Origin of the sequence: Actinomycetospora sp. NBC_00405 (assembly GCF_036044095.1) — a bacterium.
GTDB classification, from domain to species: Bacteria; Actinomycetota; Actinomycetes; order Mycobacteriales; family Pseudonocardiaceae; genus Actinomycetospora; species Actinomycetospora callitridis.
Map to the genome: position 1 here is coordinate 2990676 of NZ_CP107938.1, position 16204 is coordinate 3006879.

Here is a 16204-nt window from a genome sequence, read left to right on the forward strand (position 1 = left end):
CATGACCACCACCCTCGACCCCGAGGCACCGGCGCGGGAGCCGGCCGTCACCGGGACCGCGCTGCGCCGCCAGCTCGCCGCCGCGGCGCGGGTGCTGCTCGCGCTGACCGTGCTGCTCGGCGTCGTCTACCCCGCGGCGATCTGGGGCGTCTCGCGCCTGCCGGGGCTGGAGCACCACGCCGAGGGCTCCCTGACGCCGAGCATCGATGGGTCGACCTCCGCTCCGCTCCGTCTCCCGAGCGGCTCGTCCCTCATCGGCATCGACCCCGTCCCCGCGGACCCGGCCGCCGACCCCTGGTTCCACACGCGGCCGTCGGCGTCGGCGCCCGACTTCGCCGTCGCCGGTCTCGGCCCCGCCGACCCGACGACCTCGGGCGGCTCCAACCTCGGTGCCGCCGCCGAGGACCTGGGCACGGCCGTGGCGGAGCGCCGGGCCGCCATCGCCGGCCGCGAACGCGTCGACCCGGCCGCCGTTCCCCCGGACGCGCTCACCGCCTCGGCCTCCGGGCTCGACCCGCACATCAGTCCCGCCTACGCGGCGCTGCAGGTGCCCCGCGTCGCCCGCGTCACCGGGCTCGGGGAGGACCGCGTCCGCGCGCTCGTCGCCGAGGCCACCGACGGGCGGTCGCTCGGGGTGCTCGGGGAGCCGCGGGTGGACGTCCCGGCGCTCGACGCAGCCCTCGTCGCGGCGGCGCCGGGTATCCGCTGAGGTGCAGGATGAGGAGGTGTCCAGCAGACGCGGTGAGCTGCGCATCCACCTCGGCGCGGCCCCCGGCGTGGGCAAGACCTACGCCGCGCTGAACGAGGCCCACCGCCGCCTCGAGCGGGGCACCGACGTCGTCGTCGGCCTCGTCGAGACCCACGGGCGGGCACGCACCGAGGCGCTGCTCGCGGGGCTCGAGGTCCTCCCCCGCACGGTCCTCGACCACCGCGGCACCGAGCTGCGCGAGCTCGACGTCGACGCGGTGCTCGCCCGGGCGCCCGAGGTCTGCGTGGTCGACGAGCTCGCGCACTCCTGCGCGCCGGGCTCGCGCCACGAGAAGCGCTGGCAGGACGTCGAGGAGCTGCTCGCCGCCGGGATCGACGTGATCTCGACGGTCAACGTCCAGCACCTCGAATCCCTCGGCGACGTCGTCGAACGCATCACCGGCGTGCGCCAGCGCGAGACGATCCCGGACGCCGTGGTGCGCGCCGCGGACCAGATCGAGCTCGTCGACATCACCCCGGAGGCCCTGCGGCGGCGCATGGCGCACGGCAACATCTACCGGCCCGAGAAGATCGACGCCTCGCTCGCGCACTACTTCCGCACCGGGAACCTCATCGCGCTGCGTGAGCTCGCGCTGCTGTGGGTGGCCGACCAGGTCGACGTCGCGCTCCAGCGCTATCGGACCGCCGAGGGTGTCGAGGAGGTGTGGGAGGCCCGGGAACGGGTCGTCGTCGCCGTCACCGGCGGACCCGAGAGCGCGACGGTCCTGCGCCGCGCGGCCCGGATCGCCCGGCGCAGCGGGTCGGCGGACCTGCTCTGCGTGCACGTGCTGCGCGGGGACGGCCTGGCGACGGCGGGGCCTGCGGGGTCCGCCGGCCCCGAGCTGCGTCGCCTCGCCGAGGACGTGGAGGCGTCGTTCCACACGGTGGTCGGCGACGACGTGCCGGCCACGCTGCTCGAGTTCGCGCGCACCGCGAACGCCACCCAGCTCGTCCTCGGGACGTCGCGGCGCTCGCGGTGGGCGCGGCTGGTCGACCCCGGGATCGGCGCCGCGACGATCGCCGAGTCCGGGAGCATCGACGTCCACCTGGTGAGCCACGCGGAGGCGGGCGAGGCCCGACGGCGCCCACGCCTCTCCCTGCCCGCCCGTCGCCAGGCCTGGGGCTGGCCCGCGGCCGTGCTGCTGCCGGTGCTCGCCACCGTGCTCGGGGTGGCGCTGCGCGAGTCGGTGGACCTCTCCACCGACGTGGTGCTGTTCTTCCTGGCCACGGTGGTGACGGCGATGATCGGCGGGCTCGCTCCCGCGCTCGTCGCCGCGATCGGTGGCGGCCTGCTGCTCAACGTCTTCCTGACCCCGCCGCTGTACACGCTCTCGGTGGCCCAGCCGGAGAACGCCTTCGCGATCGTGGCGATGGTGGTGGTCGCGCTGCTCGTCGCGGCCGTCGTCGACCGCGCCGACCGTCGCGCCGCCCAGGCCGCCACGGCCCGCGCCGAGGCGACGCTCCTCGGCTCCTTCGCCCGCGTGGTGCTCTCGCGCTCCGACCCGTTGCCCAAGCTGCTCGAGCGGGTCCGGGAGGCGTTCGGCCTCACGACGGTCGCGCTGCTGGAGCGCTCGGCGGGCACCGGTTGGGAGACCACGGCGTGCACCGGCGGAGCCCCGTGCGCGCGACCCGCCGACGCCGACGCCGACGTCGAGATCGACGAGGGCGTGCACCTCGTCGGCACCGGCCGCACCCTCACCTCGAGCGAGCGCGCCCTGTTCTCGGCGGTCAGCGGGCAGGCGCTGCTCGCGCTGCGCAACCGGCGGATGGCCGCCCAGGCCACCGACGCGCAGCGCCGCGCCGACGCCGCCGGGCTGCGCACCGCGCTGCTCTCGGCCGTGGGCCACGACCTGCGCACGCCGCTGACCGCGATCAAGGCCGCGGCCGGGAGCCTGCGCGACCCCGTGCTGCGGATGCCGGCCGAGGACCGCCAAGAGCTGCTCGCGACCGTCGAGGACTCGGCCGACCGGCTCACCGGGCTCGTCGACAACCTCCTCGACTCCTCGCGGCTGGCCACCGGCGCGGTCACCACGGTGACGGCGCCGGTCGGGTTCGACGAGGTCGTCGCCGCGGCGCTCGCCGGCGTCCACCCCGCCACGGACCGGGTGGTGGTCGAGGTCGCCGAGGACCTGCCCGACGTCCTCGCCGATGCCGGGCTCGCCGAGCGGGTCGTCGCGAACCTCGTCGACAACGCCCTGCGCCACGGCGGCGGGACGACGGTGGCCGTCCGCGCCAGCGCCTACGCCGACCGCGTCGAGCTGCGGGTCGTCGACACCGGACCCGGCGTCGCGCGCCAGCAGCGCGACCTGCTGTTCACCCCGTTCCAGCGTCTCGGCGACCGGCGGGCCGCCACCGGGGTCGGGCTCGGCCTGCACGTCGCGCGCGGCTTCACCGAGGCGATGGGCGGCACGCTCGAGGCCGAGGACACGCCGGGCGGCGGCCTCACCACCGTGCTGTCGCTGCCGGCGGCCCCGAAGCCGGCCCTGGTCCCGTGAGCCGCGTCCTCGTCGTCGACGACGACCCGCACCTGCTCCGCACCCTGCGCATCAACCTCACCGCGCACGGCCACACGGTCGTGCTCGCCGCCGACGGCGCCGCCGCCCTGCGCGCCGCGGCCGAGCACCCGCCGCCCGACGTCGTCATCCTCGACCTCGGGCTGCCCGACATGCCCGGGCTCGAGGTCCTCGCCGGGATGCGCGGGTGGAGCGCGGTGCCGGTGATCGTGCTGTCGGCGCGCACCGACTCGGTGGACAAGGTCGCCGCCCTGGACGCCGGGGCCGACGACTACATCACCAAGCCCTTCGGCGTCCCCGAGCTGCTGGCCCGTCTGCGGGCCGCGGTCCGGCGGGCGGCGGCGGTCGCCCCCGACGGGACGCCCGTGGTCGAGACCGCGAGCTTCACCGTCGACCTCGTCGCCAAGAAGGTCGTGCGCGACGGGGCCGAGGTGCACCTGAGCCCCACCGAGTGGGGCGTGCTCGAGCACCTCGTGCGCCACCCCGGGATGCTCGTCACGCAGCAGCAGATCCTGCGCGAGGTGTGGGGCCCCGCCTACGGCACCGAGGGCCACTACCTGCGGGTCTACCTCGCGCACCTGCGCCGCAAGCTCGAGCCCGACCCCGCGCGCCCGCGCCACCTCGTCACGGAGGCGGGGCGGGGGTACCGCTTCGAGCCGTGAGCAGGCCGCCGGCCGTGACCAGGAGGAGCGCGGCCAGCCCGACGAGGACGGCGGTCAGGCTGACGAGCCCGAGGAGCAGGCCCACGACGGCCGGGGCGATCACCGCGGCGAGCGCCCCGACGGCGACGACGACCGTCAGCGCCTCGCCCGACCGGTCCGGGGCGATCTCGGCGGTCCACACGGCGAGCACGGCGGCACCGCCCATGATCCCGGGCGCGAACACGACCGCGGCGCCGAGTGCGACGAGAGCGGACCCGGCACCCGCGCCGAGGATCACCAGCGACGCGGCGATCGACAGCAGGCACGCGGCGGCGACGCGGACCGTCCCGAACCGCGCGCACCAGCCGCCCGTGCCCAGCGCGACGAGGCCGACCACCCCGACGAGGGCGTAGAGCACGCCGGCGAGCCCGGCGTCGAGCCCGCTGCGGCGCAACATGTCGGCGGCCCAGGTGAAGAACGTCGTGACGCCGACGTGGAAGGCCACCGAGTACAGCGTCGGGACCGCGAGGCCGCGCAGCGGGATCCGTCCCACCGGCCCGGTGCGTGAGGGTCGGACCGCGGGCGTCCCGCGCAGGTTGAGCAGGCCCGCCGCCGCGGACGCGACCGCGATCGCCACCCACACCAGCCGCCAGCCGGGCACGCCCATCACCGCGAGCGCGACGAGCCCGGAGACCACCAGGCCCCCGCTCGTCCCGGTGCTGATCACGGCCAGGACCCGCGGGCGGCGGGGCGCGTCGACGACGGCGGCCGCGAGGTCGGAGTACGCCGCCCACACCCACCCCGCGGCGCTGCCGGCGAGCACGGTGCCGACCGCGAGCACCGCCGGCGACGGCGCCACGGCGGCGAGGGTTCCGCCGATGACGCCGCACACGCTCCCGACCGTCGTCGGGGCCCGCGGCCCGAGGCGGCGGCTCAGCACGGGCGCGAGCAGCAGGCCCGCGAGGTAGCCGGCGAAGGACGCGGAGGCGATGAGGCCGAGGACGGCGTCGTCCAGGCCGTCGGCCGAGAGCGACGGGTCCCCGCGCAGCGCCGGCAACGTCAGACCGAACGCGTACCGACCCATCCCGTAGGCCACGCCCACCACCGCGGCGCCGGCGACGGTGAGGCGGAGCTCCGGGGATCGCGGCACCGGCCGATGGTCACAGCACCGGCACGGGTCGGCCACACCGATCGGGAGACGAGCAGGTTCTTCCGCCTCGCGGAGCGCGCTAGGTCTTCACCGCCAGCACGGGCACCTCGGCCTCGAGCAGCAGCCGCTGCGCGACGTCGCCGAGGAACGCCTTGCCCACCGGGCTGCGGCGCCGGACGCCGATGACGAGCAGGTCGACGTCGGTGTCCGCCTCCAGCCGCTCGAGCACCGCGTCGCCGTCCTCGACCCCGGAGGTGCGGTCGACGACGGTGACCGGCGCGCCGGCCGGGACGGCGAGGGGGCCGGCACGCAGGTTCAGCACCACCACCGCCGTGTCCCGCCAGGCCGCCTCGGCCAGCGCGGCGCCGAGCGCCACGGCGCCCGTGCCGTCGTCGGTGACGGCTACCAAGATCGTCATCGATCCCCCGAGATGTCTGAGCCGACCACGCTACGGTGTGTACCTCGGCGAGCACGCGTGGACACGTTCCGTCTGTAGTGTGCGATACAGACCTCAATCCTCCTGAACCGGACACTCGGCGTACCCGTACGAACGTTCAGGAGGCTCCGTGAGTCAGAGCGACGCCGCGCCCGCCGGCGCGTCACCACCCATGCGCCGCATCGCGATCGCGAGCATGACCGGCACGGTGATCGAGTTCTACGACTTCTTCATCTACGGCACCGCCGCCGCGCTCGTCTTCAACAAGGTCTTCTTCCCCTCGCTCGGGGCGGCGGCCGGCACGGCGCTCGCGCTGGCGACCTTCGGCGTCGCCTTCGTCGCGCGGCCCTTCGGCTCCGTCCTGTTCGGGCACTTCGGCGACAAGCTCGGCCGTAAGCGCACGCTCGTGACGACGCTGCTGGTCATGGGCCTCTCGACACTGGCCATCGGCCTGCTGCCCACCACCGGTGCCATCGGCATCGCCGCCCCGATCCTGCTCGTGCTGCTGCGCATCCTGCAGGGCCTCGCGGTCGGCGGGGAGTGGGCCGGCGCGACGCTGCTCACCGCGGAGAACTCGCCGGGCAAGATGCGCGGCAAGTACGCGCTGTTCCCGCAGCTCGGTCCGTCGCTGGCCTTCGCACTCGCCAGCGCCACCTTCCTGACCACCGCGCTGACCATGAGCAACGAGGCGTTCCTGGCCTGGGGCTGGCGGGTGCCGTTCATCGGCAGCGTCGTGCTCGTCGCCGTCGGCCTCTATGTGCGGCTCGCCATCACCGAGACCGCGGCGTTCATGGCCCGGGAGAAGACGACGAGCACCCGCATGCCCGTCATGGAGGTGCTGAGCACCCACACGGGCCGGGTGCTGCTCGGCGCGGGCTCGACGATGGCCGTGTTCGCGTTCTTCTACATCGGCGTCACCTACCTGACGAGCTACGGCACCCAGGAGCTCGGGCTCCCGCGCACCACGGTGCTCGCGATGGGGATCATCGGCGGCCTCGTCTTCGCCGCGACCACCATCGTGGGCGCGATCCTGTCGGATCGTGTCGGGCGGCGAAAGATGATCATCATCGGCAACGCGTCCGCCATCGTCGGCGGGATCATCGCGTTCCCGATCCTCGACATCGGCACCGCGTGGTCCTTCGGGCTGGGGCTCTCGGTGGTGCTCGGCGTCGTCGGCATCGCCTACGGTCCGCAGGGCGCACAGCTCCCGGAGCTCTTCCCGACGCACTACCGCTACACCGGCGCGGGACTGTCCTACAACCTCGCCGGCGTCCTCGGCGGCGGCGTCGTCCCTCTGATCGCCACCGCGCTGGTCGCGGGGCTGGGGTCGAGCCTCGCGATCGGTGTGCTGCTCGCCGGGCTGTCGGTGATCAGCCTGCTGTGCACCATCGCGCTGCCCGACACCAACGCCGAGTCCATCACCTCCACGCCCGTGCGCGCGGCAGCGTGAGCACGGCCGGACGAGCGTCCCTTCCGGGACGCTCGTCCGGCCCGTAGCCTGCCCCTCACCCGCGCTCCGGCGGCCGGATCGGAGGACGGCGATGGCTCCGCACGACGTTCCACCCTCGCCGACCGTCTCGCCGTTCCTGCTCGGCGAGCCCGGTGCCATCAGCCGGCGCATCGAGGCGCTCGGCGTCCCGCGCCCCGTCCGCGCCGGTCAGCACCTCTACCGGCAGGGCGAACCGTCGTCGTCGTTCCACGTCGTGGTCAGCGGCCGGGTCCGGATCCACATGCTGCGTCCCGACGGCACGGTGCGGGTGATCTCCTGGGCCGAGCCGGGCGCGAGCCTGGGCGAGGGCGTCTGCTTCGACGGCGGCCTCAACCAGGTGTCGGCCACCGCGATCACGCCGTGCGAGCTGCTCACCGTCGGTCGCGACGCCCTGGTCGCCGCCGCGCGCGACGACCCGGAGCTGCTCGTCGAGGTCGTCCGCCGGGTGTCCCACAAGCAGCGGGTGCTGCACCTGCACGTGTTCCTCGACGGCCTGCCCGCCCGCGAGCGGGTGACCCTGCTGCTCGGGCACCTCGTCGAGGCCTACGGCGACGGCGCACTCGGGACGTCGGCGCGCCTGTCCGTGCGGCCGCCGGTGGACGAGCTCGCGCTGATGGTCGGGCTGACCCGGGTGACGCTCAGCCGCGAGCTCTCCCGCCTCGTCGCCGAGGGCGTGCTGGTCAAGGACGGGCGCAGCATCGTGGTGCGCGACCTGCCGACCCTGCGGCGCCGCGTGGACGCGGTCGCCGTCTAGGCACCGGGGGCCGGCGCCAGCGGGCCGGGCTCAGCGCATCAGGGGACGCGTCCGGTGCAGGACGATGCGCACGGCCAGCGGGGCGCCGGCCGGCAGCAGGGTCGAGCCCAGCGCGCCGATGACCAGCAGGACGACGGAGCCGGTGTGGACCCCGATCGCGAGGGGCAGGACACCCAGCAGCAGGGTGCTCACCAGGCCCGCGAGCAGCATGAGGTGACCGACGCCGGGTCGGTGCGCCCTGGGGACGCTGACCCGGCGGATGAACCGCGGGTCCTGGGCCGCCAGCGCGCGCACCATCGCGTCGAAGGGGGCGCGGTAAGGGTCGACGGCCCGTTCAGCGGCGGTCTCCTCGGCGGCCCGGTCCGGCTCCTCTGGCTGCTCCACCTCCCCAGGATGGGTCAGGCGCCGGGGGCTCACACCGTGTCCTCGACCACCGGTACCTGGCATCGACCAGCGGAGATGCCGCGGGTCCAAGCCCGTCACGCCGCGGCCCCGAACAGGGGCCCTCGCCGCAGCGCGGCGACCGTCGGGCCGACGGGAGCCGTGGACGACGCCGTCGGACCGGCCGCCGACCGCCCGTTCACCGTGGACCGGCCCGCCGGAGCACCTCCTCGATCGCGCCGCCGAGGCCCTCGCTGGAGTCGCCGACGATCGCGCGCAGGTAGATGCCGTCGCCCACCGCGGCCACCAGGTCGGCGGCGAAGGGGTCGCCGAGCTCGTCGGTGAGCGCCGCCCGCCACCCCGCCAGGCAGCGGCGTGTCGCCTCCGCCGCGCGGGGCTCGGTGGTCGCGAGCTTGATCAGCGCGACCGTCGCCCGATAGACGGGGCTCGCGGCGGCCGGCTCGTCGACCGAGGTGCGCAGGTAGTACCGCGCCACGCCCTCGGGGGCGGACCGGGCCGCAGCGAGGTCGTCGTCGTTGAGCGCCCGGGCCCGCGCCAGCAGCCCCTCGAGCAGGGCCTCGCGCGACCCGAAGTGGTAGAGCAGCCCGCCCTTGGACACCCCCGCCGCGCTCGCGACGGCGTCGAGCGTCACGGTCTCGGGACCGGAGGTCACGACGAGGTCCGTGTACGCGTCGAGGATCCGGTCGCGCTGTGACGGGCGTGGCACGACGTTGACAGTAGACCGTCCAGCCGGTGTAGTTTCGCCGTCGTCAAAACTGCACCGTCTGGACGGTGCAGTCACTCGTGCTCCTGCTCGGAGGCTCGCCATGTCCCGCCGGTCGCCCGCGCTCGCGCTGGCCGCACTCGTCCTGCCGGTGCTGCTCATCAGCATCGACATGACGGTGCTGGGCGCGGCGCTGCCGGTGCTCGCGGAGGACCTGGACCCCGGCGCCGCCGAGCAGCTCTGGATCGTGGACGCGTACTCGTTCGTGCTCGCCGGCCTGCTCGTCACCATGGGCACGCTGGGCGACCGCATCGGCCGGCGCCGCCTGCTGATGTGGGGTGCCGCGGCCTTCGGCATCGCCTCGGTGCTCGCGGCGTTCGCGCCGACGGCCGGCACGCTCGTCGTCGCCCGCGCCCTGCTGGGCCTCGGCGGGGCGACGCTCATGCCCTCGACGTTCTCGCTGATCAAGACCACGTTCCCCGAGCCGCGTCGCCGGGCCACCGCCGTCGCCGTGTGGTCGGCCGCGTTCTCCGGCGGCGCGGCGGCGGGTCCCGTGGTGGCGGGGGTGCTGCTCGAGCACTTCTGGTGGGGCTCGGTCTTCCTGATCAACGTCCCCGTGATCGTGCTGCTGCTGGTGGTCGGCCCGCTCGTCCTGCCCGAGAGCCGCGACCCGCACCCGGGCCCGTTCGACCTGACCTCGGCGGCCCTGTCGCTCGTCGCGATGTTCCCGCTGGTCTCCGCGCTCAAGACCGTCGCGACCGAGGGCCCGACCGTCGGCGCCGCGCTCTCGGCCGCCGTGGGCGTCGCCGCGGGCACGCTGTTCGTCCGCCGCCAGCGCCGCCTCGCGCACCCGCTCCTGGACCTCGGGCTCTTCTCCCGCCCGTCGTTCTCGGTCTCGGTGACCACGAACCTGCTCGGCGTGTTCGCACTGGTCGGCCTGCTCCTGCTGCTGCCGCAGTACCTGCAGTCGGTGCTCGGGCACTCCCCCCTCGAGGCCGCGCTGTGGATGCTGCCCGGCTCCGTCGCCGGGGTGACCGGCGCGCTCCTCGCGACGCGCCTGGCGCGCCGGCTCACGCCGCCCGCGCTCGTCGGCCTCGGGCTCGGGTCCGCCGCGACGGGCCTCGCCCTCGTCGCCGTCCTCGGCGGCCTGGCCGGGGTCGTGGTCGGGTTCGCGCTGCTCGGGGCGGGCGTCGCGCTGTCGGAGGCGCTGACCAACGACCTGATCCTGGCCCGCGCCCCGGCCGACCGGGCCGGCGCCGCCTCGGCGATCTCCGAGACGGGCTACGAGCTCGGCGGGGCGCTGGGCACCGCGGTGCTCGGCAGCCTCGCCGCGGCCGTCTTCACCGCGCGGACGGGGCAGGAGACCCTCGGTGGCGCGCTCGCCCACGCCGGGGCGCTGGAGCCGGGAGTGGGCGACGCGCTCGTCACCGCGTCGCGGGAGGCGTTCGTCGCCGGGATGCAGGGCGCCGCGGCGCTCGGTGCCGCCGTCCTGGCGCTCACGGCCCTCGGTGCGTGGCGGCTGCTCACCCGCGCAACGGCCTCCGCGGAGCGCGAGCCGGTCGGGGTCTGACCCGGCCGGCCCGGCGCCGCGGTTCAGCGGGGTTCGACTCAGCGGGGCTCGATCTCGCCCATCTCGCCCCAGCCGTCCTGCGGGACGTTCTGGACGTTGATGATCCTCGGTTTCTGCGAGACCCAGTCGGGCGCCTGCGCGACGAACGTCTGGAAGTGGTCGGACTGGACGTGCGCGTCGCCGGCGTCGTCCTGGAACGCCTCGACGAGGACGTAGGTGTTGTCCTCCTCGAGGTGCCGGGACCACTCGAAGAAGATGTTGCCGGGCTCCCGGCGCACGGCGTCGGTGAAGTCCTTGACCAGGGACGGGAACTGCTCGGCGTACTCCGGCTTCACGGTCCACTTGACGTTGATCAGGATCAAGGTCGTCTCTCCACATCGTCCGGGGTCGGGGTGCGGTGCGCATCCTCGCGCGGCGGAGCGGGGGTCCGCCACGGACCGTTCCGATCGCCGGCCGCCGGGGCCACACTGAGAGAGTGGAGCCGGTGTCGGACGGACGGTCGGGGGTGCCCGGCGCGCCTCTGCGCGGGCACGTCGCCTACCACGGCTACGACATGCGCGGCGGTCCGCCGGGCGTGCACCGCGGCCTGCCCTCGCCGTACCTGACACTGATCGTCACGTTCGGCGAGCCGCTGGTCATGCGCACGCCGGACGGCAGCCTGGCCCGGCGCCGCACGGCGATCGGCGGGCTGCACACGACGCCCGAGGAGATCGTCCACGACGGGCGCCAATCCGGGGTGCACGTCGTGCTCGACCCCCTCGCGGCCCGGGCCCTGCTCGGGCGGCCCGCCTCGGACCTCGCGGGGATCACCGTCGACGGCGACGACGTCCTCGGCGCCGTGACGCGCGAGCTGGAGGAACGGGTCGAGGCCGCCGAGGGCTGGGACGGGCGCTTCGCCGCGCTCGACGACGTCCTGCAGCGGGCGCTGGCCGTCGACGCCCCGGGGCGCCCGGTCGCCCCCGAGGTGCGCCGGGCCTGGCGACGGCTCGTGGGGTCGGCCGGCACCGTCCCCGTGCACGCGCTCGCCGACGAGGTCGGCTGGAGCGAGCGCCACCTCGGCCAGCGCTTCCGCGCCGAGATGGGCGTGGCCCCGAAGGTCGCGGGGCGGATGGCCCGCTTCGACCGCGCCCGGCGCCGCCTCCAGGCCCGCGCGGTCGCCGGCGCTCCCCTCGGGCTCGCGGACATCGCCGCCGACGGGGGCTACGCCGACCAGGCCCACCTCACGCGGGAGTTCGGTGCGCTCGCCGGCTGCTCGCCCACCCGCTGGCTCGCCGAGGAGATCGGGAACGTCCAAGACGCCGGCACCCCCGACACGGCACCGTGAGCACCATGGACATCTCCTCCACGACCGACGCCAAGACCCCGCCGCCCCAGATCTGGCCCACGCTCGCGGCCCGGGACGCCCGCGCCCTCATGGCGTTCCTGACCGAGGTCCTCGGGTTCGTCGAGGTCGTCGCCTACGCCGACGACGCCGGCGTCGTGCAGCACGCCGAGCTGGCCTGGCCCAGCGGCGGCGGGATCATGATGGGCCAGCAGCGCCCGGGCACCGACGTGCGCGCGACGTCCTCCGGCTCGTTCACCGCCTACGTCGTCGTACCCGACGCCGCCGAGATCGACGCCATCGCCGCGCGGGTCCGGGACCACGGCGACGGCGAGGTCACCCAGGGCCCCTACGACACCGACTACGGCTCCCACGACGTCGCCGTGCGCGACCCGGAGGGCAACCACTGGCAGTTCGGCACCTATCACGGGGCGCCCCGGCCCTGAGGTGTCGCGGATGCTTCGATCTTCGAAGCCTCCCGGCTGGATCCGACGACGGTGGCCGACCGTCCGCCGGGCCGACGGCCGCTCGCCGTGAGTCCTCCCGCGAATACTTCGGTTTTCGAAGCGTTCCGGGTCGCTCAGACGACAGCGGCTGGTCGTCCGCCGGGTCTGGGTTGTCGGTCGGGGTCGATCCAGGGTGGCGGGGTGAACCACGGGAGCCCGTCGATCATGTCGATCCGCCAGTGCCCGTGGTGGATGACCTGGTGGTGATGCCGGCACAACAGCGTGAGGTTGTCGAGGCAGGTCGGTCCGCCCTCACCCCAGTGGTCGATGTGGTGGGCGTGGCAACGGCGGGGTCGGCGGGTGCAGCCGGGGAACGCGCAGCCGCCGTCGCGGAAGGTCAGCGCCCGACGCATCGCATCGGGGATCAGCCGGGAGCGGCGCCCGATGTCCAGCGGCTCGGACTTCGAGCCCAGGACGAGGGGGACGATGTCGGCGTCGCAGGCCCACCGGCGGACGGTGGCCGGGTCGGACAGGGCCCCGGAGTCCAGGGTGCCGTGCCCGATCGCGAGCTGGAGCCAGCGGTGGTCCATGGTGATCGTCAACAGCGCCCGCCCGGGTCCGCGAGTGGTCTCCGGTGCCGGCGTTGGTGCTGCCGCGGGCTCGGGGCGGCGGGGTTCGGGGATCAGCGCGTCCTCGAGCGGCGGGTCCTCGCCGGCGTCCACGGCATCGGGCTCGTCGGCTTCCGTGTCGTCGGCTCCCGTGTGGTCGGCGTCGGCGTCGGCGGCGGCGGCGTCAGCTCCCGAGTTGTCGGCTTCGTTGTGGCGGGTGTCGGTGACCAGCCCGTTCGGACCGAGGGCGTCGGCGAACACCTCCTTGAACGCGCACGCCTGCCGGTTCCCCAACGACCGGTGATCGTCCGAACCGGTGGGGGTGGCCAGCACCCCGATGCCCTCGCGGATCGACTCGGCGTCGACCGCGTCGTGGATCCGGATCCGCATCTCCAGGGTGCCGTCCTGGCCCGAGGTCATCGTCAGGTCGTCGAACAGGTCGGCGTCCTCGTCCGGCGCCGCACCATCGGGGTCCAGCTTGGCCAGCAACGCCTCGGCGAGCCGCCGCAACGTCGCCGGCGGGAACAGCGTCGCCTTCTCCGCCAGATACGCATCCGCGGCCGGCACCTCGGCCGGGTCGACGTGCTCCATCTTGTGAATCTTGGTCATGGTGCGGCGGATGATCGCCACGTGCTCCGGGGAGACCTCCCCCGACGCCAGCACCGTCGCGGTGCACGGCAGCCGCGGCGGCAGCGGCTGACCGTGCAGCGACAAGCGCGGCGCCAGGTCCTCGGCCTCGGCGACCAGCCGCCCGGCCTTCGACGGGTCCAGCCGCCAGCTCTCCTGCAGCAACCGCTCGGTGCTGCGGTCCCCCGTCACCGCCGCGAGCCCGAGACGATCCATCTCCGCGATGCGCTCCAGACGCCGGTAGTAGGCCTGATTGCCGGCGATCTCCTCGGCGCGGGCAGCCGCGAGCGCCTCGCGCTCCACGACACCCACGCCTTCGCTCATACGTTCGATTCTAGAACCGACCCCCGACAACCACCGCCCGATCGGCGAGAACACCGACCACGAGATCCGCGACGTGGCGTGGGTCAGACGGGGAACGACAGGTGCTGGTGGATCATCGACCAGCCCTCGCCCGTCCGCCGGAAGACCCGGGTGCCGCGGGAGAGCACCGACTCGGCGTCGGGGCCGGGGGTGATGTGGTCGATCCCCCACGAGACCGCGATGTCGCCGCCGGCGACGACCCGGAGGTCCGGGATCTCCCAGCGCACCGACTCCGGCGTGGCCTCGAGCCCGGCCCGGCAGACCTCGCGGACCTCGTCGATGCCGACGTATTCCAGCGGACCCTCCTGCTCGTAGGAGACGATGTCGTCGGCGATCGGCGCGACGAGCGCGTCGAGGTCACCGGCGGCGGTGTCCTGCGCCCACTTCCGGTGCACCTCGCGGACCGCCTGCTGGTCCTCCTCCACGACGTGGCTCTCGTCGGGGAACGAGTGGTGCTCGTGTGCCACCACCCAGCGGCCCTCGTCGCGGCGCAGGCCGAGGGTGAGCCGCAGCCGGAGGTCGGGGCGGGCGGCGACGGCCTCGGGGGTGTCGCAGCGCAGCAGGGCGTGGGCGAACGCGACGTCGGCGCCGGCGGTGACCTCCAGTTCGACGATGTCGAAGCACCCGCCGGAGGCCTGGAACTCGAAGAACGGGGGCCAGGCGGCGGTGTAGTCGGCGAGACCGCGGATCCCGTTCTGGGGCGGGGGCACATCGAACATGACGATGTCCTCGGCGTGGTCCGCGACGACCGTCTCGAGGTCGCCGACGTGCACGGCGTGGGCCCAGCGCTCGATCAGCTCGCGGATCTCGCGCTCGGCGTCGTTGTCGGCCATGGGGCTGTCCTCCCGGGTTCGGATGGCGTCCTCACCCGGTGGAACTCCCGCGGCCGCGCCGACTCATCGGCGGGACCGAGAATTCACGACGCCCAGGACTCACGACGCCAGGAACGCCGCCGGGGGCAGCGCGGCCGGGTCGGCGGTGGCCCAGCGGCCCGGCTCGGGGCCGAGCGAGGCGAGCAGGCGGATCTGGTCGGCGCACCACGGCGAGATCCCGGACCAGCGCTCGGCGAGGACCTCGTCGCGGAACGGCGCCCACGGCACGGTGCGGATCTCGTCGACCTCGCCGGGGTCCGGCTCGCGGGGAACGTCGTGGGTGCGGGCGACGAAGACGGGACACATCTCGTTCTCGCGCACCCCGCCCTGCTCGGCGTCGTACCGGAAGCCGGGCAGGACGAGGCGCAGGCCGTCGAGGTCGATCCCGAGCTCCTGGCGCCCGCGACGGCGGACGGCCTCGTCCATCGGCTCGTCCGGTGCGGGGTGGCCGCAGAACGAGTTGGTCCACACGCCGGGGAAGGTCCTCTTGCTGCGGGCGCGCCGGGTCAGCAGCAGGTTGCCGCGCCCGTCGAACACGTAGCAGGAGAACGCCAGGTGCAGCGGCGTGGCGTCGTGGTGGACCTCGGCCTTGGCCGCCGTCCCCGTCGCCGCCCCGGACTCGTCGAGAAGCACGACCCGTTCGATGATCCCCATAACGGACACAGCTTCCCCTGCGCCCCGCGCGGCGGCACCTCGAAGCGCCGACGACTCACGCGACCGTGCGGCAGGGGGAGTCACCGGATCCCGTCGCCGCTGGTCACGCGCTCGATGGGAGCGCGGAGGGGCGAAACGTGGTATCCAAGGGGGATCGGTGGCCCCGGGCTCGTCCCTCGAGCCCGGGGCCACCTCTCGCCGCTGCCGCTGGCGCCACCACAACACCGCGCAGCGATGAGGCAAGCCTAACCTCATCCGAGGCGGGCGCGCCACCCCCGTTTTCACCAGGGTCCGTGTGGCCCGTGCCTCCCGCCGTGGCCGTGCCCGTGGCCCCCGGGTCCGCGGCCGTGCCAGCGCCCGTGCCGCGCGCCGAGCACCAGGAACAGCAGCGGGAGCACCAGCAGGCCGCCGGCCGAGCCCGTCGCCGCCGCGCCCACCAGGAGCGCCGGCAGCACGAGCACGAGCACCATCACGAGCGCGACGCCGAGGGCCGGACCGGCCGGGGCGGGCCGGCGGTCCCGGACCTGCTCGGGCACGGAGGACGGCGCCGCCGGCACCGGGGGCGGCGGTGCGACGTGAGGGTGGGGCAACGGCGGGTGCGGCGCCGGCAGGTCGAGGAACAGGGGCTCCAGGTCGGACCGGTGGACGGCGACGGCCGCGCGGGCGGAGCGCTCGCCGAACTCGTCGATGTCGAGGCGACCCGCCTCGAGGTGCGTGCCCAGGGCCTGCAGGGCGGCCGCGCGCTCGGCGTCGCTCACCCGCAGGTCCGGCGGCCCGCTCGGCTCGGGCAGGCGTGACCGGTGCTCCTCCGGGTCGCCCCGCCCCTCGCGCTCGGCTGCTCCCTCGGTGTCCACGGCGCCTCCTCCTGCCGGGCGCGGCGGCCCCGTCCGCGTCACCCGGCACCACCA

At 74.9% G+C, this 16204-nt stretch carries 17 protein-coding genes; 8 read left to right on the forward strand and 9 right to left on the reverse strand.

Annotated elements, in window-relative coordinates; genetic code table 11:
• Position 1 precedes the first annotated feature (1 nt).
• The 3 genes from OG774_RS14690 to OG774_RS14700 are packed head-to-tail and all read left to right on the forward strand — an operon-like array spanning position 2 to position 3922.
• On the forward strand, positions 2-709 hold the full coding sequence (locus OG774_RS14690) for a potassium-transporting ATPase subunit C (RefSeq protein WP_328310646.1): 708 nt from the start codon (positions 2-4) through the stop codon (positions 707-709).
• 16 nt (positions 710-725) lie between these two features.
• Complete coding sequence (locus OG774_RS14695; protein WP_328310647.1) at positions 726-3242, forward strand: sensor histidine kinase; 2517 nt, start codon at positions 726-728, stop codon at positions 3240-3242.
• Positions 3239-3922 (forward strand): response regulator, encoded by a 684-nt coding sequence (locus OG774_RS14700; RefSeq protein ID WP_328310649.1) that lies wholly within the window; start codon positions 3239-3241, stop codon positions 3920-3922. The genes OG774_RS14695 and OG774_RS14700 overlap by 4 nt, the downstream gene beginning before the upstream one ends.
• On the opposite strand, the gene OG774_RS14705 is transcribed toward OG774_RS14700, so the two are convergent.
• Positions 3885-5051 (reverse strand): MFS transporter, encoded by a 1167-nt coding sequence (locus OG774_RS14705; protein ID WP_328310651.1) that lies wholly within the window; start codon positions 5049-5051, stop codon positions 3885-3887. The two genes, OG774_RS14700 and OG774_RS14705, sit on opposite strands and share 38 nt — an antisense overlap.
• A 79-nt stretch (positions 5052-5130) precedes the next feature.
• Positions 5131-5469, reverse strand: a complete 339-nt coding sequence (locus OG774_RS14710; RefSeq protein WP_328310653.1) for a universal stress protein — start codon at positions 5467-5469, stop codon at positions 5131-5133.
• A gap of 148 nt (positions 5470-5617) precedes the next feature.
• On the opposite strand from OG774_RS14710, the gene OG774_RS14715 reads away from it, so the two are divergent.
• Positions 5618-6937, forward strand: a complete 1320-nt coding sequence (locus OG774_RS14715) for an MFS transporter (RefSeq protein ID WP_328310655.1) — start codon at positions 5618-5620, stop codon at positions 6935-6937.
• Positions 6938-7028: 91 nt separating this feature from the next.
• Positions 7029-7730, forward strand: a complete 702-nt coding sequence (locus OG774_RS14720) for a Crp/Fnr family transcriptional regulator (RefSeq protein ID WP_328310657.1) — start codon at positions 7029-7031, stop codon at positions 7728-7730.
• 30 nt (positions 7731-7760) lie between these two features.
• Here the strand turns inward: OG774_RS14720 and OG774_RS14725 are convergent, their stop codons facing one another.
• Both OG774_RS14725 and OG774_RS14730 read right to left on the reverse strand, forming a co-directional pair.
• Complete coding sequence (locus OG774_RS14725) at positions 7761-8114, reverse strand: DUF3040 domain-containing protein (protein WP_328310659.1); 354 nt, start codon at positions 8112-8114, stop codon at positions 7761-7763.
• Positions 8115-8310: 196 nt separating this feature from the next.
• Positions 8311-8838: a TetR/AcrR family transcriptional regulator gene (locus OG774_RS14730; protein ID WP_328310661.1), complete on the reverse strand. Its 528-nt coding sequence runs from the start codon at positions 8836-8838 to the stop codon at positions 8311-8313.
• A gap of 100 nt (positions 8839-8938) precedes the next feature.
• Between OG774_RS14730 and OG774_RS14735 the strand changes: the two genes are divergently transcribed.
• Entirely contained in the window at positions 8939-10405 is a 1467-nt protein-coding gene (locus OG774_RS14735; protein WP_328310663.1) for an MFS transporter, read from the forward strand.
• A gap of 38 nt (positions 10406-10443) precedes the next feature.
• Here the strand turns inward: OG774_RS14735 and OG774_RS14740 are convergent, their stop codons facing one another.
• Positions 10444-10767 carry a putative quinol monooxygenase gene (locus OG774_RS14740; protein WP_328310665.1) on the reverse strand — a complete coding sequence of 108 codons (324 nt, stop codon included), beginning with the start codon at positions 10765-10767 and terminating at the stop codon, positions 10444-10446.
• A gap of 122 nt (positions 10768-10889) precedes the next feature.
• Between OG774_RS14740 and OG774_RS14745 the strand changes: the two genes are divergently transcribed.
• Both OG774_RS14745 and OG774_RS14750 read left to right on the forward strand, forming a co-directional pair.
• Positions 10890-11729, forward strand: a complete 840-nt coding sequence (locus tag OG774_RS14745; protein WP_328310667.1) for a helix-turn-helix domain-containing protein — start codon at positions 10890-10892, stop codon at positions 11727-11729.
• 5 nt (positions 11730-11734) lie between these two features.
• The gene (locus OG774_RS14750; protein WP_328310669.1) at positions 11735-12172 is read left to right on the forward strand and encodes a VOC family protein; all 438 of its coding nucleotides are present in this window, start codon (positions 11735-11737) and stop codon (positions 12170-12172) included.
• A gap of 134 nt (positions 12173-12306) precedes the next feature.
• Here the strand turns inward: OG774_RS14750 and OG774_RS14755 are convergent, their stop codons facing one another.
• From OG774_RS14755 to OG774_RS14770, 4 genes are all read right to left on the reverse strand, one after another.
• The gene (locus tag OG774_RS14755) at positions 12307-13731 is read right to left on the reverse strand and encodes an HNH endonuclease signature motif containing protein (RefSeq protein WP_328310671.1); all 1425 of its coding nucleotides are present in this window, start codon (positions 13729-13731) and stop codon (positions 12307-12309) included.
• A gap of 83 nt (positions 13732-13814) precedes the next feature.
• Positions 13815-14603, reverse strand: coding sequence for a YybH family protein (locus OG774_RS14760; protein ID WP_328310673.1), 789 nt, complete (start codon positions 14601-14603; stop codon positions 13815-13817).
• A 99-nt stretch (positions 14604-14702) separates the two neighbouring features.
• A complete protein-coding gene (gene idi, locus OG774_RS14765; protein ID WP_328310960.1) occupies positions 14703-15287 on the reverse strand; it encodes an isopentenyl-diphosphate Delta-isomerase in 585 nt (194 codons plus the stop codon).
• Between the two features lie 290 nt (positions 15288-15577).
• A complete protein-coding gene (locus OG774_RS14770; RefSeq protein WP_328310675.1) occupies positions 15578-16150 on the reverse strand; it encodes a DUF1707 SHOCT-like domain-containing protein in 573 nt (190 codons plus the stop codon).
• Positions 16151-16204: the final 54 nt, after the last annotated feature.

Bases quoted from the DNA above. Each gene is read 5' to 3' on its own strand.
- OG774_RS14690 (WP_328310646.1), top strand. From the start codon at position 2: ATGACCACCACCCTCGACCCCGAGGCACCGGCGCGGGAGCCGGCCGTC.
- OG774_RS14710 (WP_328310653.1), bottom strand. From the start codon at position 5,469: ATGACGATCTTGGTAGCCGTCACCGACGACGGCACGGGCGCCGTGGCG.
- OG774_RS14720 (WP_328310657.1), top strand. From the start codon at position 7,029: ATGGCTCCGCACGACGTTCCACCCTCGCCGACCGTCTCGCCGTTCCTG.
- OG774_RS14735 (WP_328310663.1), top strand. From the start codon at position 8,939: ATGTCCCGCCGGTCGCCCGCGCTCGCGCTGGCCGCACTCGTCCTGCCG.
- OG774_RS14750 (WP_328310669.1), top strand. From the start codon at position 11,735: ATGGACATCTCCTCCACGACCGACGCCAAGACCCCGCCGCCCCAGATC.
- OG774_RS14755 (WP_328310671.1), bottom strand. From the start codon at position 13,731: ATGAGCGAAGGCGTGGGTGTCGTGGAGCGCGAGGCGCTCGCGGCTGCC.
- OG774_RS14760 (WP_328310673.1), bottom strand. From the start codon at position 14,603: ATGGCCGACAACGACGCCGAGCGCGAGATCCGCGAGCTGATCGAGCGC.